Genomic DNA, 19562 nt, shown 5'->3' with positions numbered 1-19562 from the left:
TCCCACGCAGTAAGCACGCAAGAAAGAAGATGAAGCACACCATGAGTAACGCCACCACCTCGTCGCCGCTCAAGTCCCTGTCCGACGAAGGCGTTTCCATCTGGCTGGACGACCTGTCCCGCACGCGCATCGAGTCCGGCTCGCTCGCCGAGAGCGTCGCGACCGGTCACGTCGTGGGCGTCACCACGAACCCCTCGATCTTCCAGGCCGCCATCGGCTCCGGCGAGGGCTACGAGGAGCAGCTCGCCGACCTCGCCGTCCGCAAGGTCACCGTCGACGAGGCCGTCCGCATGATGACGACGGCCGACGTCCGCGCCGCCGCCGACATCCTGCGCCCCGTGTACGACGCCACGGCCGGCCGCGACGGCCGCGTCTCCATCGAGGTCGACCCGCGCCTGGCCAACGAGACCGAGGCGACCATCGCCGAGGCCAAGCAGCTGGCCTGGCTCGTCGACCGCCCGAACGTCATGATCAAGATTCCGGCGACCCTCGCTGGTCTGCCGGCCATCACCGAGGTCATCGGCCTCGGCATCTCGGTCAACGTCACGCTGATCTTCTCCCTCGACCGCTACAAGGCCGTCATGGACGCCTACCTCGCCGGCCTGGAGAAGGCCCACGAGCGCGGCATCGACCTCTCCACGATCCACTCGGTCGCCTCGTTCTTCGTCTCGCGCGTCGACGCCGAGATCGACAAGCGCCTCGACAAGGTCGGCACCGACGAGGCCAAGGCCCTCAAGGGCAAGGCCGCCCTCGCCAACGCCCGGCTCGCCTACGAGGCCTACGAGCAGGTCTTCGCCACCGAGCGCGCCACCACCCTGGAGGCGGCGGGCGCCAACAAGCAGCGCCCGCTGTGGGCCTCCACCGGCGTGAAGGACCCCGCGTACAAGGACACCCTGTACGTCGTCGAGCTGGTCGCCCCCGGCACCGTCAACACGATGCCGGAAGGCACCCTGAAGGCCACCGCCGACCACGGCGAGATCACCGGCGACACCGTCACCGGCACCTACGACGCCTCGCGCGCCGAGCTCGCCGCCGTCGAGAAGCTCGGCATCTCCTACGACGAGGTCGTCCAGCAGCTCGAGGACGAGGGCGTCTCCAAGTTCGAGATCGCCTGGAACGACCTGCTCGCCACCGTCACGTCCCGCCTCGAAGGGTCTGAGGCCAAGTGAGCTCCCTCCCTTCGGCCCTCCCGGCCGACTGGCAGAACCCCCTGAGGGACCCCCGCGACCGGCGTCTGCCGCGCGTCGCGGGCCCCTCCGGGCTCGTCATCTTCGGCGTCACGGGCGACCTGTCCCGCAAGAAGCTGATGCCGGCCGTCTACGACCTCGCCAACCGCGGTCTGCTCCCGCCGGGCTTCTCGCTCCTCGGGTTCGCCCGCCGCGAGTGGGAGGACCAGGACTTCGCCCAGGTCGTCCACGACTCGGTCCGCGAGCACGCTCGTACCCCCTTCCGTGAAGAGGTCTGGCAGCAGCTCGCCGAGGGCATGCGCTTCATCCCCGGCGACTTCGACGACGACACCGCGTTCAAGCAACTGCGCGAAGCCGTCGACGAGCTGGACGAGAAGCGCGGCACCAGCGGCAACTACGCCTTCTACCTCTCCGTACCGCCGAAGTTCTTCCCGAAGGTCGTGCGGCAGCTCAAGAAGCACGGCCTCGCCGACGCGCCCGAGGGCTCCTGGCGGCGCGCCGTCATCGAGAAGCCGTTCGGGCACGACATGGAGTCGGCCAAGGAACTGAACGCGATCGTGCACGACGTGTTCGACCCCGACCAGGTCTTCCGTATCGACCACTACCTCGGCAAGGAGACCGTCCAGAACATCCTGGCGCTCCGCTTCGCCAACCAGATGTACGAGCCGATCTGGAACCGCAGTTACGTCGACCACGTGCAGATCACCATGGCCGAGGACATCGGCATCGGCGGCCGCGCCGGCTACTACGACGGCATCGGCGCCGCCCGCGACGTCATCCAGAACCACCTGCTCCAGCTCATGGCGCTCACCGCCATGGAGGAACCGGCCGCGTTCGACGCCGAGTCGCTCGTCACCGAGAAGCTCAAGGTCCTCAAGTCCGTCCGGCTCCCCGCCGACCTGGAGAAGTCCACGGTCCGCGCGCAGTACGCGGCCGGCTGGCAGGGCGGCGAGAAGGTCAGGGGCTACCTCCAGGAAGACGGCATCGACCCGGAGTCGAAGACCGACACCTACGCCGCCGTCAAGCTGGAGGTGGACAACCGCCGTTGGGCGGGCGTCCCCTTCTACCTGCGCACCGGCAAGCGCCTCGGCCGCCGCGTCACGGAGATCGCGGTCGTCTTCCAGCGCGCCCCGCACTCCCCGTTCGACTCCACCGCCACGGAGGAACTCGGCCAGAACGCGATCGTCATCCGCGTGCAGCCCGACGAGGGCATGACCGTACGCTTCGGATCCAAGGTCCCGGGTACGTCGATGGAGATCCGCGACGTGTCCATGGACTTCGCGTACGGCGAGTCGTTCACGGAGTCCAGCCCCGAGGCCTACGAGCGGTTGATCCTGGACGTGCTGCTCGGCGACGCCAACCTCTTCCCGCGCACGGAAGAGGTCGAGGAGTCCTGGCGCATCCTCGACCCCATCGAGGAGAACTGGGACCGCACCGGCAAGCCGGCCCAGTACGCCTCGGGCAGCTGGGGGCCGAAGGAAGCGGACGAGATGCTCGCACGAGACGGACGGAGCTGGCGCAGGCCATGAAGATCGACCTGACCGACACCACGGCAAGCAAGATCAACAAGGCGCTCGTCGAGGGGCGCCGCGCCATCGGGACGCCCGCCGTGGGCATGGTCCTGACGATGGTCATCGTCACGGACGAGGAGAACGCGTACGACGCGACGAAGGCCGCCCAGGAGGCGTCCCGCGAGCACCCCTCGCGCACCCTCGTCGTCATCCGGCGCACCGCCCGCTCGCCGCGCGACCGGCAGGGCAACCGCCTCGACGCGGAGGTCAGGGTCGGCTCCGACGCCGGCACCGGCGAGACCGTGATCCTGCGCCTGTACGGCGAGGTCGGCCGGCACGCCGACTCCGTCGTCCTGCCGCTGCTGCTGCCCGACGCACCCGTCGTCGTCTGGTGGCCGGTGGACGCCCCCGACGTGCCCGCCAAGGACCCGCTCGGCGCGCTCGCCGCCCGCCGCATCACCGACGCGTACGCCGTCGAGGACCCGATCGCGGCCCTCGGACTGCGCGCCAGGTCCTACGCCCCCGGCGACACCGACCTCGCCTGGACCCGCCTCACCCCGTGGCGCTCCATGCTGGCCGCCGCCCTCGACCAGGCCCGCACCGACATCGTCTCCGCGGCCGTCGAGTCCGAGGCCGAGAACCCCAGCGCCGAGCTGCTCGCGCGCTGGCTCGGCGCCCGCCTCGGCGTCAAGGTCGAGCGCGTCACCACGGACGGCCCCGTCGTCACCGCGGTCCGCCTCGGCACGGCGAACGGAGAGATCCGCATCGACCGCCCCGACGGGCCGCTCGCCACCCTCACCCTGCCCGGCCAGCCCGAGCGCACCCTCGCCCTGAAGGTCCGCTCGACCGCCGAGCTGATCGCCGAGGAGCTGCGCCGCCTGGACGCCGACGAGATGTACGCCGTCGCGTTGCACGGCGACGCGAACGGCGGCGCCCCGTCGGCGAAGGCCCCGTCGACCAAGGCATCCAAGGAGTCTGTTCAACATGCCTGACCACGCACCTCTGCTGACGCGGCGCCCGCAGTGGACCGCGCTCGATGACCACCGCGCCAAGTTCAACGGCACGCACCTGCGCGAGCTGTTCGCCGCCGACCCGGCGCGCGCCGAGCGGTACGTCGTCCAGGTCGGCGACCTGCACATCGACTACTCGAAGCACCTGATCGACGACGAGACCCTCGCCCTCCTCCAGGAACTGGCCACCGCCACCGACGTGTTCGGGCAGCGCGACGCCATGTTCCGCGGCGAGAAGATCAACACGACCGAGGACCGGGCGGTGCTGCACACGGCCCTGCGCGCCCCGGCCGACGCCGTGATCGAGGTCGACGGCGAGAACGTCGTGCCGAAGGTGCACGAGGTCCTCGACAAGATGGCCGTCTTCGCCGACAAGGTCCGCTCCGGCGAGTGGACCGGCCACACCGGCAAGCGCATCAAGAACGTCGTCAACGTCGGCATCGGCGGCTCCGACCTCGGCCCCGCGATGGCGTACGAGGCCCTGCGCCCGTTCACCGCACGGGAGTTGACGTTCCGCTTCGTGTCGAACGTGGACGGCGCCGACCTGCACGAGGCCGTCCGCGACCTGGACCCGGCCGAGACGCTGTTCATCATCGCCTCGAAGACGTTCACGACGATCGAGACGATCACCAACGCGACCGCGGCCCGCACCTGGCTGCTCGCCGGTCTCGGCGACGAGGCGGCGGTGGCGAAGCACTTCGTCGCCCTGTCGACCAACGCCGAGAAGGTGTCGGACTTCGGCATCGACACGGCCAACATGTTCGAGTTCTGGGACTGGGTCGGCGGCCGCTACTCCTTCGACTCGGCCATCGGCCTGTCGCTGATGATCGCCATCGGCCCGGACCACTTCCGCGAGCTGCTCGACGGCTTCCGCCTCGTCGACGACCACTTCCGTACGGCGCCCGCGGAGGCCAACGCCCCGCTGATCCTCGGCCTGTTGGGTATCTGGTACGGCAACTTCCACGGCGCCCAGTCGCACGCCGTGCTGCCGTACAGCCACTACCTGTCCAAGTTCACGGCGTACCTCCAGCAGCTCGACATGGAGTCCAACGGCAAGTCCGTGGACCGCGAGGGCCGCGCCGTCGAGTGGCAGACGGGGCCGGTCGTCTGGGGCACCCCCGGCACGAACGGCCAGCACGCCTACTACCAACTCATCCACCAGGGCACGAAGTTGATCCCGGCGGACTTCATCGGCTTCGCGAACCCGGTCGACGAGCTGAGCGAGGGACTGAAGGCCCAGCACGACCTGCTCATGGCCAACATGTTCGCGCAGGGGCAGGCCCTCGCCTTCGGCAAGACGCCGGACGAGGTGCGCGCCGAAGGCGTCGCCGACGACCTGGTGCCGCACAAGACGTTCAAGGGCAACCACCCCACGACGACGATCCTCGCCAGGGAACTGACCCCCTCGGTCCTCGGCCAGCTCATCGCGCTCTACGAGCAGAAGGTCTTCGTCCAGGGCGCCGTCTGGAACATCGACTCCTTCGACCAGTGGGGCGTCGAACTGGGCAAGGTCCTCGCCAAGCGCGTCGAGCCCGCCCTGACCGACGGCGCGGAGGTCCCCGGCCTCGACGCCTCGACGCAGTCCCTGGTCGCCACGTACCGCGCCCTGCGCGGCCGTACCGCCTGACGTACCGACTCATCAGAAAGCAAGTGAACTGACATGCAGCTTGGACTCATCGGCCTCGGCAAGATGGGCGGCAACATGCGCGAGCGCATCCGCCGCGCCGGCCACGACGTCATCGGCTACGACCGCAACGCCGAGATCTCCGACGTCGCCTCCCTCGCCGAGCTCGTCGAGAAGCTCGAAGGCCCGCGCGTGGTCTGGGTGATGGTCCCGGCCGGTGCCGCGACCCAGTCCACCGTCGACGAGCTGAAGGGCCTGCTCTCCGAGGGCGACATCGTCGTCGACGGCGGCAACTCCCGCTGGACGGACGACGAGAAGCACGCGGCCGAGCTCGCCGAGCGCGGCATCGGCTTCGTCGACGCCGGTGTCTCCGGCGGCGTGTGGGGCCTCCAGAACGGCTACGCGCTGATGGTCGGCGGCACCGACGAGAACGTCGCGAAGGTCAAGCCGATCTTCGACGCGCTCAAGCCCGAGGGCGACTACGGCTACGTCCACGCCGGCAAGGTCGGCGCCGGTCACTTCTCCAAGATGGTCCACAACGGCATCGAGTACGCCATGATGCAGGCCTACGCCGAGGGCTGGGAGCTCCTGGAGGCCGCCGACTCCGTCACGGACGTCCGCGAGGTCTTCCGCTCCTGGCAGGAGGGCACGGTCATCCGCTCCTGGCTCCTCGACCTGGCCGTCAACGCCCTGGACGACGACGAGCACCTGGAGCAGCTGCGCGGCTTCGCGCAGGACTCCGGCGAGGGCCGCTGGACCGTCGAGGCGGCCATCGACCACGCCGTGCCGCTGCCCGCGATCACCGCGTCGCTCTTCGCCCGCTTCTCGTCCCGCCAGGACGACTCGCCGCAGATGAAGATGATCGCCGCGCTGCGCAACCAGTTCGGCGGCCACGCGGTCGAGAAGAAGTAGCGAAGAAGCAGCACCGACTGCTCTGGTCACCCGGCCCCGCGCCCTCCGAGAGGACGCGGGGCCGCGTCATGCCGCGTCCCGCCACACCTTCACGTCGAGCGTGACCGACGAGGAGGCCGTGCCCCCGCGGTACGTCACCAGACCGACGTGCCCCGTCCCGCTGATCACGCACAGCTGCTGACCGGCCGCCAGATCCCTGACCCAGATGTAGCTCTTGTAGCCGGTCGCGGCCCGGCACGCGTCGAGCCCGCCCTGCCGCCCCGCCGGCAGCACCGCGAGCGAACTGCCCGACGTGGTCCCGGGCGCGAGCACGTCGCCGGACGCGTACACGGCGTACGTCAGGTCCTCGTTCGCCCGCCCGTCGTCGGCCCTGGACCGCACGGGGGAGTCCGCCAGATACAGATCGTGGCTCTTCGTCATCACGATGCCGCTGTACGTGGAGGGGACAGGAGCCTTCGACGGCACGGGCTTCGTCGTGGTGGGCGCCGGGGGAGCGGATGTCGTCTTCGGGGGCGCCGAACGGGTGGGCGCCGACGCCGACTCGGAGGCTTCCGGCGCCTTGGACTTCTTCGACTTGTGCGGCTTCGCCGACTTCGGGACCGAGGCGGACGGGCTCGCGGACGACGCGGCAGCGGACTGGCTCCGCGCCGCCTGTTCGGCCTTGTCGTCCGTCTTCTTGCCGCCCGGTACGAGCCACAGCGCGACGCCCGCACCACAGGCGACCAGCGCGACGGCGGCCGCCGCGAGCAGCCACGTACGAGAACGCCTGTGTCCGGTGTCCGGCTCGGCGGCGGGCGGGGGAGTGGGCGCGTACGCCTGCTGCCCCATCACGAACGGGCCCGGCAGCGCCGCATGGGACGGCGAGCTCGGACAGGCGGGCGGCGGCCCGAACCCCGGGCCCGGCGCCGGGTGTCCGGGGCCGGTCGGCGTCGCCCCCGCGACCCGCGCGCCCTCCGCCCGCGCCGCGATCCCCGCCGCCAGCTCGCCCGGCAGCCACGCCCCGGACTCCAGGCCGCGCGCCTCGCGTATCTCCCGCACGGTACGGATCACGTCCTCGACGGACGGCCGCTCGGCGGCGGGCTTGCGCAGACACCGGGCTGTCAAGTCCCGTAGTACGTCCGGCACTTCGGACAGGTCCGGCTCCTCGTGCACGACCCGGTAGAGCACCGCGTGCGGCTCGCCCTCGCCGAACGCCGCCCGCCCCGTCGCCGCGAACACCGCGGTCTGCCCCAGCGCGAAGACGTCCGCCGAGCCGCTCGCCTCCCCGCCGAGCACCTGCTCGGGCGCCATGTAGGCGACCGTGCCCACGGCCGTGCCGCTCTGCGTGACGGACGTCGCGTCGGCGGCGCGGGCCACGCCGAAGTCGATGACGCGGGGCCCGTCGTCGGCGAGCAGCACGTTCGACGGTTTCAGGTCACGGTGCACGATGCCCGCGGCATGCACGGCTTGCAGCGCCTCCGCCACCCCGGCGATCAGCCGCAGCACGGTGTCCTGCGGCAGCGGCCCGTGCTCGCGCACCGCCTCCGCGAGCGAGGGCCCCGGCACATACGCGGTCGCGCACCAGGGCACCGCGCTCTCCGTGTCGCTGTCGACGACCGGCGCCGTGTACAGGCCGTGCACCCGGCTCGCCGCCGCGACCTCCGCGCGGAACCGGCGCCGGAACTCGGGGTCCTCCGCCAGCTCGGGCCGGATCACCTTCACGGCGACGGCCCGGCCGCCCGGGGTGTACGAGAGATAGACCCGGCCCATGCCGCCCGAGCCGAGCCGCGCCATCAGGCGGTACGCGCCCGCCGTCCGCGGGTCGGTGTCCTCCAGTGGCCGGAAACTCTCCGCGCCGGGCCCGCCGTTCGTCAACACGCGCTCTCCACCCCGTATCCGCTCCGTGACACCTCCATTGCATCACGCGCCCCCACGGACCATCCCCGCCACCTTGACAAGCGCATTGGTCCATACCAACTTAAGGAGGCAGCAAGAAACGGAACGGTTCACGCACGTCCCCAAATCCCCTCCGTCCACAGGGAGTTCGTGTGTCCCCACACCCGAGAACCTCCGACCGTCGCAGACGCAGACCCCGCGTCCTCGCCCTCCTCGGCGCCGCCGCCCTCGCCCTCGCCGGCGCGGTCGCCCTGCCCGCCACACCCGCCCAAGCGGCCAACGTCCTGTCCAACCCCGGCTTCGAGTCCGGCTCCCTCGGCCCCTGGACCTGCTCCGGAGGCCTCGGCTCCGTCGTGTCCAGCCCCGTGCACTCCGGGGCCAAGGCCCTTGCGGGCGCCGCGAGTTCGAGCGACAACGCCAAGTGCACCCAGACCGTCGCCGTCCAGCCCAACACCGCGTACACCCTCTCCGGCTGGATGCGCGGCAACTACGTCTACCTCGGCGTCGACGGCGGCGCCTCGACGTGGACCCAATCGCCTTCCGCGTACAGCCAGTTGAAGGTCTCCTTCACCACCGGCGCTTCCCAGACCAGCGCCACGATCTACACCCAGGGCTGGTACGCGCAGGGCACCTACTACGCCGACGACATCAGCCTCGACGGTCCCGGCGGCACCCCCGGTGACACCCAGGCCCCGACCGCCCCGGCGAACCTGACCTCCACCGGCAAGACGTCGAACTCCGTCTCCCTGTCCTGGAGCGCGGCGAGCGACAACGTCGGCGTCACCGGCTACGACATCTACAGCGGCGGCAGCAACAAACTCCTGACGGTCAGCGGCACTTCGGCCACCGTCGCGGGCCTGTCCCCGTCCACCGCGTACAGCTTCACCGTCAAGGCGCACGACGCGGCCGGCAACTCCTCGGCCGCCTCGAACGCCGTCTCCGTGACGACGAGCGCGGGCTCCGACCCCGGCACCGGCTTCAAGCAGGCCGCGCCCTACTTCTACACCGGCTGGGGCGACCCGCCGAGCCCCACCACCGTCATGAGCTCCACCGGCATCAAGTGGTTCACCATGGCGTTCATCCTCTCCTCCGGCGGCTGCAACCCGGCCTGGGACGGCCAGCGCGCGCTCACCGGCGGCCAGGACCAGAGCGCGATCAACGCGATCCGCTCGGCGGGCGGCGACATCGTCCCGTCCATCGGCGGCTGGAGCGGCAACAAGCTCGGCCCCAACTGCTCCACCCCGGAAGCCCTCGCGGGCGCGTACCAGAAGGTCATCGACGCGTACGGCCTCAAGGCGATCGACGTCGACATCGAGAACAGCGACGAGTTCGAGAACACGGCCGTCCAGGACCGCATCCTGAACGCCCTGAAGATCGTCAAGGCCAACAACCCCGGCCTGCGCACCATCCTCACCTTCGGCACCTCCACCACGGGCCCGACCTACTACGGCAACCGCCTCATCGAGCAGGCCAAGGCCCTGAACGCCAACATCGACGTCTTCACGATCATGCCGTTCGACTTCGGCGGCGGCTCCGACATGTACGGCAACACGGTGAACGCCGCCGAGGGCCTCAAGACCAAGCTCAAGTCGGTCTACGGCTGGGACGACGCCACCGCCTACGCCCACATGGGCATCTCCGGCATGAACGGTCTCAGCGACCAGCAGGAGACCACCACGCCGGCGATCTGGACCCAGATCAAGGACTGGGCGAACAGCAAGCACCTCGCCCGGCTCGCCTTCTGGTCGGTCAACCGCGACCGGCCGTGCGCGGGCGGCGGCGTCGCAGAGAACTGCTCCGGCATCAGCCAGGACAACTGGCAGTTCACGAAGATCACGGCCGGCTTCACCGGCTGACCGGTCCGACGCCGGGGCCAACTCCGGCTGTTGCACGGGGACTTACGCGCGGCATCCGCCGCGCGTACAGTCTCGTAGCACCTCGTTTAGTTACGTAACTTTACCGAGGAGCTTCCCGTGTCCCGTACGCCATCCCGTACGCAAGAAGCATCCCCAGGATCGGCGCGCCCCGTCCTTCTCGCCCTCGACTTCGGTGGCACCAAGACGGCCCTGACCGTCGCGGACCCCCACGGAACCCGTCTCCAGGACCGCACGATCCAGGCGGACAGTGACCTGCGGCGCGCCCTGGACGCCGCCCGCACCCTCCTCGCCGGCCGCGAACCCCTGGCCGTCGGAGTGTCGACCATCGGCATCCCCGGGCCCGACGGAGTGGCCCTCGCACCGAACATCCCGGGCTGGGACCGGCTCCCGCTGGAGCGCGAACTCGCCAAGGAGTTCCCGCGGTCGCCCGTCCGCGTCGCCACCGACGTGAAGGCCGCGGCCGCCCACGAGTACGCGTCCGGCGCCCTCGCCGGATGCGACCCGGGCCTGTACGTGAACCTCGGCACGGGACTCGCCGTCGCCGTCGTCGCCCACGGAACCGTCCTCGCCGGGCGGCACGGCGCGTCCGGCGAGATCGGCTACAACCTGCGCGGGCTCGACGACGTCGGCCGCACCGACCACCTCCCGCTGGAGGCGGCCGTCAGCGGCAAGGCCCTTCAACAGGGCGTGCCCACGAGGGAGTTCCTCACCGAACTCGCCTTCCACCTCGTCAACCTCACCATCGCCGTCGACCCCGAGCGGATCGTCGTCGGCGGCGGCATGGTCCGCTCCTGGCACGCGCTGCACGACCCGCTGCGCCGGGCCCTCGACGCGGCCGTGCCCTATCCGCCCCCGCTCGCACCCGCCGCGCACCCGTACGACGCGCCCCTGCTCGGGGCACTGACGCTGGCCGTCGAGGCCGCGCGTCCCCGTACTTAGAAGACCCATGAAGGGACTGGCAGGAATGAGGCCCACGCGCATCCTCGCCACCGCGGTCGTCATCGCGCTCGCCGTGACCGCGACGGCCTGCTCGGAGACGAAACACAAGGGATCCGACGACAACAACGGCAACAACGCCTCGGAGAGCAGCGGCCCGAAGAAGAAGGGCGGCACCGTCACCATCGCCAACACGGCGGGCCAGACGTGGACGTGCAACTTCAACCCGTTCAACCCGGCCGTCTACAACACCTCCATCGGCTTCGTCTACGAACCCCTGATCTTCGTGAACGCGCTCAAGGACCAGGCCGAGACGCCGATGCTCGCCAAGAGCTACAAGTGGAACGCCGACAAGACGCGGATCGACTTCACCATCCGCTCCGGCGTGAAGTGGAACGACGGCAAGCCGTTCACCGCCAAGGACGTCGCCTTCACCTTCAACCTCATGAAGAAGACCCCGTCGACGGACCTCTACGCCCTGTGGACCACCGCCGGGCTCCAGTCCGTCACGACGTCCGGCACCGACAAGGTCACCCTGAAGTTCAAGGAGGCGGCGCAGCCCTACTTCTACGCGTTCGCCCACCAGGTCGCCATCGTGCCCGAGCACGTCTTCGGCGCCGGCGAGGCCGCGAAGAAGCCCGACACCTGGGTCGACAGGAAGCCGGTCGGCACCGGCCCGTTCGAGGTGAACCCCTGTACACCGAACAACATCCAGTACACGGCCAACCCCGACTACTGGCAGCAGGGCAAGCCGTACATCCAGAAGGTGCAGTACCCGGCCTACCTGGACAACGGCCCCGCCAACCTCGACCTCGCCAACGGCAAGGCGCAGTGGGGGAGTCAGTTCATCCCCGGCATCAAGCAGTTCTACCTGGACAAGTCGTCCGACAACCACACGTGGTCGCCGCCCGTCCTGAACGTCGGGATCTACCCGAACCTCGACCCGTCCCACAAGGACTCCAGCAACCTGAAGGTCCGCCAGGCGATCTCGTACGCCATCGACCGCGAGAAGGTCGCGAAGATCGGCGTCGGCGGCCAGGTCCCCGCGGCCAACCAGTCCGGCGTCGTCATGCCGACGTTCGAGAAGTACTACGACGCGGCCGCCGTGAAGAAGGCCGGCTTCGACAAGCCCGACCCGGCCCGCGCGAAGAAGCTCCTGGCCGGCCTCGGCCACTCCCCGTCCAAGCCCCTCAAACTGAAGATCCTCTCCATCACCGGCTACACGGACTGGGACGCCTCCCTCAAGGTCATCAAGCAGGACCTCAAGGCCGTCGGCATCGACCTCACCGTGCAGACCCTCGCCCAGCAGACGTACGTCGGCCGCCTGTACACCGGCGACTACGACCTGGCGTACTACACGCAGCAGTCCAGCGGGCCGACCCCGTACTACGAACTGCGCCAGTCGCTGCACTCCGCGAACACGGCCCCGCTCGGCAAGAACGCCGTCAGCAACTGGGAGCGCTACAAGAACCCGGACGTCGACAAGCTCCTCAACGAGTACGCGTCCGCCGACGAGAGCCGCCAGGTGGAGATCGTCAAGGCCGTCGCCCAGCACATGATCGACGACGTCCCGGTGATCCCCGTCGTCGAGGCCGTGGACTGGTTCCAGTACAACACCAAGGACATCGGCGGCTGGCCCACCGAGGACAACCCGTACGCGCAGCCGGCGGCCTACAACTTCCCCGACACGGGTCAGGTGCTCACCCACCTGTACTCCAAGTCGGCCCAGTAGGCGGTGAGGTGACCGGTGCGCTACCTCCTGCGCCGCCTGGGGTTCTTCCTCCTGACCCTCTGGGCGGCGCTCACCCTGAACTTCTTCCTCCCGCGCTTCATGCCGGGCGACCCGGTCGACGCGCTGACGGTGCGCACGCGCGGCCGGGTCTCCCGGGAGGCCCTGGAGCAGATGCTGACGTCGTTCGGCTTCAAGCCCGACCAGAACGTGTTCGTGCAGTACGTCGACTACCTGGGCCACATGTTCACCGGCGACTGGGGCCGCTCCATCGGCCAGACGCTCGGCGAGCCGGTCACCTCGCTGATCGGCGGCGCCCTGCCCTGGACCCTCGGCCTCGTCGGCACGACGACCGTGCTCGCCTTCCTGCTCGGCACCCTCATCGGCACCGTCGCGGGCTGGCGTCGCGGCGGCGCCCTCGACGCGATCCTGCCGCCCGTCTTCGTCGTCACGTCGGCGCTGCCCTACTTCTGGGTGGGCCTGCTCCTCATCCTCGTCTTCTCCGAGGGCACGGGCGGCCTGCTCCCCGCGAACTTCAACTACGACACGTCCATCGTCCCCGGCTTCTCACCCGGCTTCGTCGGCAGCGTCCTGTCCCACGCGATCCTCCCGGCGGCCACGCTCCTCATCACGACCGTCGGCGGCTGGATCCTCACCATGCGGAACAACATGATCACGACCCTGGCCGAGGACTACGTCCGGATGGCCCGCGCCAAGGGCCTCACCGGCCGCCGCATCATGTACGGCTACGCGGCCCGCAACGCGATCCTGCCCAACCTGGCCGGCTTCGCCATGTCCCTCGGCTTCGTCATCTCCGGCGCGATCCTCATCGAGTACGTCTTCAACTACCCCGGCGTCGGCTACCTCCTCTACAACGCGGTCCAGAACGTCGACTACCCCTTGATGCAGGCCCTGTTCATGCTGTTCACGGTGGCGGTACTGGTAGCACTCCTGGCCGTCGACCTGGCGACGGTCTGGCTCGACCCGAGGGCGAGGGCGAGGTGAGCGCCCCTTCAGGGGCGCGGGGAACTGCGCGCCCAGCCACGACGCAACCGGCACCCGCCGAACCGGCGATCCCCCGAAACGGCGCAGGCGCGAATCTCTGGCATGCAATCCGCGGCAATCGCAAAGCCCTGGCCGGCACCATCATCCTGCTCGCGTTCACGCTCATCGCCGCGTTCCCGGGCCTGTTCACCACGGTCGACAACCCCGACGAACTGAACTTCGCCCCACGCCTGGACCCCTCCACCGCCCACCTCCTCGGCACCACGGGCCTCGGCCAGGACATCTACTCCCAACTCATCTACGGCACCAGGGAGTCACTGATCATCGCCGTCGTCGCGGGAGCGCTCGCCACCGTCCTGTCCGTCGTCATCGGCGTCTCCGCCGCCTACCTGGGCGGCATCGCCGACGACCTGCTGTCCCTGCTCACGAACGTCGTCCTGGTCATCCCCGCGTTCCCCCTGGTGATCATCCTCGCCAAGTACGCGGGCAAGGGCTCCCTGAAGGTGATCCTCGCCGTCCTCGTCCTCACCGGCTGGTCCTACGGCGCCAACCAGATGCGCGCCCAGGCCATGTCCCTGCGCGGCCGCGACTTCCTCCAGTCGGCCCGGGTGCGCGGCGAGCGGCGCTCGTACATCATCGTCCGCGAGGTCCTGCCCACGATGACGTCCCTCATCGTCGCCAACTTCCTCGGCGCGGCCCTGTACTCGGTCCTCACCGCCGCGGGCCTCCAGTTCCTCGGCCTCGGCGACCCCAACTCGCAGAGCTGGGGCACGATGCTCTACTGGTCCCAGAACCAGCAGGCCCTCCAGACCGGCACGCCCCTCTGGTCGATCGCGCCGGGCCTGTGCGTCGCCCTGCTCGGCGTCGCCTTCGCCCTGATCAACTACGCCTTCGACGAGATCGGCAACCCGGCCCTGCGCCCGGTCAAGACGGTCAAGACGGTCAAGGCTGTCAAGAAGGGGCGCCCCCATGCCTGAACCCCTCCTGTCCGTCACGGACCTCAGCGTCGCCTATGACACCGCCCGCGGCCCCGTCACCGCCGTCGACCACGTCGAACTCGCCGTCCATGCAGGGGAGTTCGCGGCGATCGTCGGCGAGTCGGGCTGCGGCAAGTCCACCCTGATGTTCGCCGTGGCGGGACTCCTCAACCCGCCCGCCCGCATCACCACCGGCACCGTCCGCTTCCGCGGCGACAACCTCGTCACCCTCACCGAACGCGAACTGAACGCCCTGCGCTGGCGCGACTTCTCCGTCGTCCTGCAATCCGCCATGAACGCCCTCAACCCGGTGGCCACCCTCGCCGCCCAGTACAAGGACGCCATGGCCGCGCACGGCACGTACACGAGTGAGGAGATCCGTGCCCGCAGTCGCGAGGTCCTCGACCTCGTCGGCATCGACCCGGTCCATCTGCGCAGCTACCCGCACCAGTTGTCGGGCGGCATGCGCCAACGCGCCATGATCGCCATGGCGTTGCTGCTCACCCCCGACCTGATCCTCATGGACGAGCCGACATCCGCGCTCGACGTCGTCGCCCAGCGCTCCCTCATGGTGCAGATCAAGGAACTCCAGCAACTCCTGGGCTTCGCCGTCGTGTTCGTCACCCACGACATGTCCCTCGTCTCGCACTTCTCCGACCAGCTCCTCGTCATGTACGCGGGCCAGGTCGTCGAGACCGGCCCGACCCGCACCGTCTTCGACCACCCCGAACACCCCTACAGCCGCGGCCTCCTCGACGCGTTCCCCTCCATCCGCGGCCCGCGCGTCCCGCTGAAGGGCATCCCCGGCAGCCCGCCCGACCTGTCCGCGCCGCCGGCCGGCTGCCGCTTCCACCCGCGCTGCCCGCTCGTCCACGACGCGTGTCACGTCACCGAACCCGCCCTCTACGACGTGGGCGCGGCCCGCGCCCGCTGCCTGCTGCACACGGAGGTGGCCCGGTGACCGCTGTGAACGCCACCCCGCTCCTCGAACTGGCCGGCCTCACCCGCCACTTCAAGGTCGGCACCGGCCTGACCCGGAGCCTCCTGCACGCCGTCGACGACGTCGACCTCGCCATCGGCGAACGCGAGATCGTCGCGCTCGTCGGCGAGAGCGGCAGCGGCAAGTCGACCCTCGCCCGCCTCGTCGCCCAGGTCCACCCGCCCACCCGCGGCGAGATCCGCTACCGGGGCCGCCCGCTGAGCGGCATGCGCCGCCGCAAGGACCGCCTCGCCTACCGCGGCGCCGTCCCCATGGTCTTCCAGGATCCGTTCTCGTCCCTCAACCCCGCCTACCGCGTCTCCCACGGCATCCTGCGCGGCCTCAAGCTCCACCGCCCCGAACTGACCTCCGCCGAGCGGCAGTCGGAGGCGGAACGCGTGGTCGAGGCCGTCGGCCTCACCCCGCCCGCCGAGGTCCTCAGCCGCTTCCCGTACGAACTCTCCGGCGGCCAGCGCCAGCGCATCGGCTTCGCCCAGGCCCTCGCCCACCGCCCGAAACTCATCCTCGCCGACGAGCCGGTCTCCATGCTCGACGTCTCCATCCGCATCGGCCTCCTCAACGTCATGGCCGACCTGCGCGCCACCGAAGGCGTCTCGATCCTCTACATCACCCACGACATCGCGAGCGCCCGCTACCTCTCCGACCGCATCGCGGTGATGTACGGCGGCCACGTCGTCGAGACCGGCCCCACCGAAGCCGTCCTCGCCGCGCCCCGCCACCCCTACACCGACCTGCTCCTGTCCGCCGTCCCCGACCCCCGCGCCCCCCTCGACATCGACGCGGCCACCGCCAAGTCGGACCCGCCCGTCGTCATCGACCCGGTCCCCAGCTGCCGCTTCCGCGCCCGCTGCCCCCTCGCGACCGACCGTTGCCACCACGAGACCCCGCGCCTGAAACCGGTCGACGCGGGCCACACGGCGGCCTGCCATGTGACGGCGCCATGACCGTGCCCCCCTGGAACCGGCAGCGCCTGCGCAGCAACAACGAATGGCTCCTCCTGGAGCGATTACGTCTCGAAGGCCCCGCGTCCCGGGCCCAACTCGCCCGCGCCAGCGGCCTGTCCAAGCCCACCGTCTCCTCGGCGCTCGCCGCCCTGGAACGCGCGGGGCTCGTCCGCGAGGCGGGCACCCACGCCCAGAGCCGCGGCCGCGTCGCCGTCCTGTACGAGCCCGACCCGCGCGCCGGCCACGTCCTCGGCATCGACATCGGCCGCGCCCGCCTGCGCACCGCCGTCGCCGACCTGTCCGGCACGATCGTCGCCCGCACCGAGGTGCCCAACCGCGGCCGCGCCGCCACCACCGTCGCCGACACGGCGGTCGCCTGCGCCGAACAGGCCCTGTCCGACGCCCACTTGACCCCCACCGACATCGTCCACACCGCCGTCGGCACCCCCGGAGTCTTCGACCGCCACACCGGCCGCGTCCGCTACGCCGTCAACCTGCCCGGCTGGGGCCGCCCCGGCCTCGTGGAACGCATGCGCGAGCGCCTCGGCACCCCGCTCTCCGTCCACAACGACGCCAACCTTGCCGCCCTCGGCGAATACACGTTCGGCGCGGGCGCCGGCAGCCGCCTCTTCGTCTACGTCCTCATCGGCACCGGCCTCGGCATGGGCGTCGTCGCCGACGGCGAACTCTTCCTCGGCGCCCACGGAGCGGCCGGAGAGATCGGCTTCCTGCCCCTGGACGGCGTACCGGACTCCGGTCAGGCCCCGCGCCGCGGCATGCTGGAGGACGCCGTCTCCGCCGACGCCGTGGTCCGCGCCGCCCGCGCCCTCGGCATGAGGGGCCCCCTCACCGCCAAGCGAGTCTTCGACGCCGCCCGCACCGGCGACCCGGCCGCGACCACCGCCGTACGCCAGGAAGGCGAACGCCTCGCCCTCGCCGTAGCCGCCGTCACGGCGGTCCTCGACCCCGACCTGGTCGTCCTGGGCGGAGGCGTGGGCCGCGCCGCCGACCTCCTCCTCACGACGGTCACCGAAACCCTCCACCGCCTCACGCCCCTGCGCCCCCGAGTCGAGCCGACCACAACAGGCGACGACGCGGTCCTCCTAGGAGCCCTGACCACGTCCCTCCGCACGGCCCGCCCCTTGGTCTTCGCCCGCCGGACAGCCACCACGGGCAACGCAAAAGACCCCAGCTAGGCTGGGGTCTTTCTCTGTGTCCGAGGGGGGACTTGAACCCCCACGCCCGATAAAGGGCACTAGCACCTCAAGCTAGCGCGTCTGCCATTCCGCCACCCGGACAAGGTGTCTGCCGCTTTGTGCGGGGTGTTTCCCGCGGCGACACAGAGAACATTACCAGGGTTTCGGAGTGCCTCGATCACACCCCCTTTCCGCAGGTCGGCGCTGTGAACGGCGCGTGACGAGAGGCGCCCGGCCTTGGGTGCGGACGGCCGGGGAGAGAGGATGGGGACATCCACAGGGGCACCCCCACGGAGAGAGGAACAAGTGTGAGCGAGCCGAGCACGGGCAGGGCCGTCTCCGGTCAGGACGAGGTCGTCGACCTCTGCCGCGACCTGATCCGGATCGACACCAGCAACTACGGCGACCACTCGGGTCCCGGCGAGCGCAAGGCCGCCGAGTACGTCGCGGAGAAGCTCGCCGAGGTGGGCCTCGAACCGAAGATCTTCGAATCGCACCCGGGGCGCGCGTCCACGGTCGCCCGTATCGAGGGCGAGGACCCGACGCGGCCCGCGCTCCTCATCCACGGCCACACCGACGTCGTGCCCGCCAACGCGGCGGACTGGACCCATCACCCCTTCTCGGGCGAGGTCGCCGACGGCTGTGTCTGGGGCCGCGGCGCGGTCGACATGAAGGACATGGACGCGATGACCCTCGCGGTCGTGCGGGACCGGCTGCGCACCGGCCGCAAGCCCCCGCGCGACATCGTCCTCGCGTTCCTCGCCGACGAGGAGGCGGGCGGCGTCTTCGGCGCGCATCACCTCGTCGACCACCACCCGGAACTCTTCGAGGGCGTCAGCGAGGCGATCAGCGAGGTCGGCGGGTTCTCGTTCACCGTGAACGAGCAGCGCAGGCTCTACCTCGTCCAGACCGCCGAGAAGGGCATGCACTGGATGAAGCTGACCGTGGCCGGCACCGCCGGGCACGGTTCGATGATCCACCGGGACAACGCGATCACCGAACTGTCGGAGGCCGTCGCCCGCCTCGGCCGTCACAGGTTCCCCGTCCGCGTCACCAAGACGCTCCGCCACTTCCTCGACGAACTCGGCGACGCGCTCGGCACCGAGCTCGACCCCGAGGACATGGAGGAGACCATCGCGAAGCTCGGAGGCATCGCCAAGCTCATCGGCGCCACCCTCAGCAACACCGCCAACCCCACGCAGCTGGGTGCCGGTTACAAGGTGAACGTCATCCCCGGCGAGGCCACCGCGCACGTCGACGGCCGCTATCTGCCCGGCCACGAGAAGGAGTTCCTCGCCGATCTCGACCGCATCCTCGGCCCGAACGTGCGGCGCGAGGACGTGCACAGCGACAAGGCGGTCGAGACGGACTTCGACGGCGCGATCGTCGAGGCCATGCAGACCGCGCTCGTCGCCGAGGACCCCATCGCCAAGGCCATCCCGTACATGCTCTCCGGCGGCACCGACGCCAAGTCCTTCGTCGAGCTCGGCATCCGCAACTTCGGCTTCGCGCCGCTGCAACTGCCGCCCGAGCTGGACTTCGCGGGCATGTTCCACGGCGTCGACGAGCGGGTGCCGGTGGACGGCCTCAAGTTCGGCGTGCGCGTGCTCGACCGGTTCATCGACGCGTCCTGAGGCGCGGCATCCCAACAATCGTCCGCACGTGCGTACTTGACTGAAAAGAGTGAAAGGAACCATACGCTCGTAGCCCCATACGTTCCTCTTCGTTACAGGGAGTGCAGTCCGCGGCTGGGACTGCATTTGCCAACAAGGAGGAATA

The 19562-nt window shown here is 70.2% G+C and carries 15 protein-coding genes and 1 tRNA gene; 14 read left to right on the top strand and 2 right to left on the bottom strand.

What is annotated here, in order from left to right; genetic code table 11:
- The first annotated feature begins 41 nt into the window (after positions 1-41).
- The 5 genes from tal to gnd are packed head-to-tail and all read left to right on the top strand — an operon-like array spanning position 42 to position 6244.
- Positions 42-1169, top strand: a complete 1128-nt coding sequence (gene tal, locus AB0L37_RS32035) for a transaldolase (protein WP_365513337.1) — start codon at positions 42-44, stop codon at positions 1167-1169.
- On the top strand, positions 1166-2716 hold the full coding sequence (gene zwf / locus AB0L37_RS32030; RefSeq protein ID WP_365513335.1) for a glucose-6-phosphate dehydrogenase: 1551 nt from the start codon (positions 1166-1168) through the stop codon (positions 2714-2716). Before tal ends, zwf begins: the two co-directional genes overlap by 4 nt.
- Positions 2713-3690 carry a glucose-6-phosphate dehydrogenase assembly protein OpcA gene (gene opcA, locus AB0L37_RS32025; protein WP_365513332.1) on the top strand — a complete coding sequence of 326 codons (978 nt, stop codon included), beginning with the start codon at positions 2713-2715 and terminating at the stop codon, positions 3688-3690. Before zwf ends, opcA begins: the two co-directional genes overlap by 4 nt.
- Positions 3683-5335 carry a glucose-6-phosphate isomerase gene (pgi, locus tag AB0L37_RS32020; RefSeq protein WP_365513329.1) on the top strand — a complete coding sequence of 551 codons (1653 nt, stop codon included), beginning with the start codon at positions 3683-3685 and terminating at the stop codon, positions 5333-5335. The genes opcA and pgi overlap by 8 nt, the downstream gene beginning before the upstream one ends.
- Positions 5336-5368: 33 nt before the next feature.
- Positions 5369-6244: a phosphogluconate dehydrogenase (NAD(+)-dependent, decarboxylating) gene (gnd, locus tag AB0L37_RS32015; RefSeq protein ID WP_365513326.1), complete on the top strand. Its 876-nt coding sequence runs from the start codon at positions 5369-5371 to the stop codon at positions 6242-6244.
- A gap of 66 nt (positions 6245-6310) precedes the next feature.
- On the opposite strand, the gene AB0L37_RS32010 is transcribed toward gnd, so the two are convergent.
- Positions 6311-8101, bottom strand: coding sequence for a protein kinase (locus AB0L37_RS32010; RefSeq protein ID WP_365513323.1), 1791 nt, complete (start codon positions 8099-8101; stop codon positions 6311-6313).
- A 170-nt stretch (positions 8102-8271) separates the two neighbouring features.
- Between AB0L37_RS32010 and AB0L37_RS32005 the strand changes: the two genes are divergently transcribed.
- The 8 genes from AB0L37_RS32005 to AB0L37_RS31970 all read left to right on the top strand — a co-directional run bounded on the left by AB0L37_RS32005 (position 8272) and on the right by AB0L37_RS31970 (position 17783).
- Positions 8272-9975, top strand: a complete 1704-nt coding sequence (locus AB0L37_RS32005; protein WP_365513320.1) for a carbohydrate binding domain-containing protein — start codon at positions 8272-8274, stop codon at positions 9973-9975.
- Between the two features lie 117 nt (positions 9976-10092).
- Positions 10093-10935 (top strand): ROK family protein, encoded by an 843-nt coding sequence (locus AB0L37_RS32000; RefSeq protein WP_365513317.1) that lies wholly within the window; start codon positions 10093-10095, stop codon positions 10933-10935.
- Between the two features lie 25 nt (positions 10936-10960).
- Complete coding sequence (locus tag AB0L37_RS31995) at positions 10961-12664, top strand: ABC transporter substrate-binding protein (RefSeq protein ID WP_365513314.1); 1704 nt, start codon at positions 10961-10963, stop codon at positions 12662-12664.
- Positions 12665-12679: 15 nt separating this feature from the next.
- On the top strand, positions 12680-13666 hold the full coding sequence (locus AB0L37_RS31990) for an ABC transporter permease (protein WP_365513311.1): 987 nt from the start codon (positions 12680-12682) through the stop codon (positions 13664-13666).
- On the top strand, positions 13663-14643 hold the full coding sequence (locus AB0L37_RS31985; protein WP_365513308.1) for an ABC transporter permease: 981 nt from the start codon (positions 13663-13665) through the stop codon (positions 14641-14643). The genes AB0L37_RS31990 and AB0L37_RS31985 overlap by 4 nt, the downstream gene beginning before the upstream one ends.
- Positions 14636-15604, top strand: a complete 969-nt coding sequence (locus tag AB0L37_RS31980) for an ABC transporter ATP-binding protein (protein WP_365513306.1) — start codon at positions 14636-14638, stop codon at positions 15602-15604. The genes AB0L37_RS31985 and AB0L37_RS31980 overlap by 8 nt, the downstream gene beginning before the upstream one ends.
- On the top strand, positions 15601-16587 hold the full coding sequence (locus AB0L37_RS31975; protein WP_365513303.1) for an ABC transporter ATP-binding protein: 987 nt from the start codon (positions 15601-15603) through the stop codon (positions 16585-16587). The genes AB0L37_RS31980 and AB0L37_RS31975 overlap by 4 nt, the downstream gene beginning before the upstream one ends.
- The gene (locus AB0L37_RS31970; RefSeq protein WP_365513300.1) at positions 16584-17783 is read left to right on the top strand and encodes an ROK family transcriptional regulator; all 1200 of its coding nucleotides are present in this window, start codon (positions 16584-16586) and stop codon (positions 17781-17783) included. Before AB0L37_RS31975 ends, AB0L37_RS31970 begins: the two co-directional genes overlap by 4 nt.
- A 17-nt stretch (positions 17784-17800) precedes the next feature.
- Here the strand turns inward: AB0L37_RS31970 and AB0L37_RS31965 are convergent.
- Positions 17801-17885 (bottom strand) — tRNA-Leu (locus tag AB0L37_RS31965).
- Positions 17886-18091: 206 nt separating this feature from the next.
- Here AB0L37_RS31965 and AB0L37_RS31960 point away from each other — a divergent pair.
- Positions 18092-19417 (top strand): M20/M25/M40 family metallo-hydrolase, encoded by a 1326-nt coding sequence (locus AB0L37_RS31960; RefSeq protein WP_365513298.1) that lies wholly within the window; start codon positions 18092-18094, stop codon positions 19415-19417.
- The last annotated feature ends 145 nt before the right edge of the window (positions 19418-19562 follow it).

It is taken from the genome of Streptomyces sp. NPDC052225 (assembly GCF_040679615.1).
Lineage (GTDB): Bacteria > Actinomycetota > Actinomycetes > Streptomycetales > Streptomycetaceae > Streptomyces.
The sequence above is the reverse complement of the archived record's forward strand: the minus strand, read 5'-3'. Positions and strand labels throughout refer to the sequence as shown.

Bases quoted from the DNA above. Each gene is read 5' to 3' on its own strand.
- tal (WP_365513337.1), top strand. From the start codon at position 42: ATGAGTAACGCCACCACCTCGTCGCCGCTCAAGTCCCTGTCCGACGAA.
- opcA (WP_365513332.1), top strand. From the start codon at position 2,713: ATGAAGATCGACCTGACCGACACCACGGCAAGCAAGATCAACAAGGCG.
- pgi (WP_365513329.1), top strand. From the start codon at position 3,683: ATGCCTGACCACGCACCTCTGCTGACGCGGCGCCCGCAGTGGACCGCG.
- gnd (WP_365513326.1), top strand. From the start codon at position 5,369: ATGCAGCTTGGACTCATCGGCCTCGGCAAGATGGGCGGCAACATGCGC.
- AB0L37_RS31995 (WP_365513314.1), top strand. From the start codon at position 10,961: ATGAGGCCCACGCGCATCCTCGCCACCGCGGTCGTCATCGCGCTCGCC.
- AB0L37_RS31980 (WP_365513306.1), top strand. From the start codon at position 14,636: ATGCCTGAACCCCTCCTGTCCGTCACGGACCTCAGCGTCGCCTATGAC.
- AB0L37_RS31970 (WP_365513300.1), top strand. From the start codon at position 16,584: ATGACCGTGCCCCCCTGGAACCGGCAGCGCCTGCGCAGCAACAACGAA.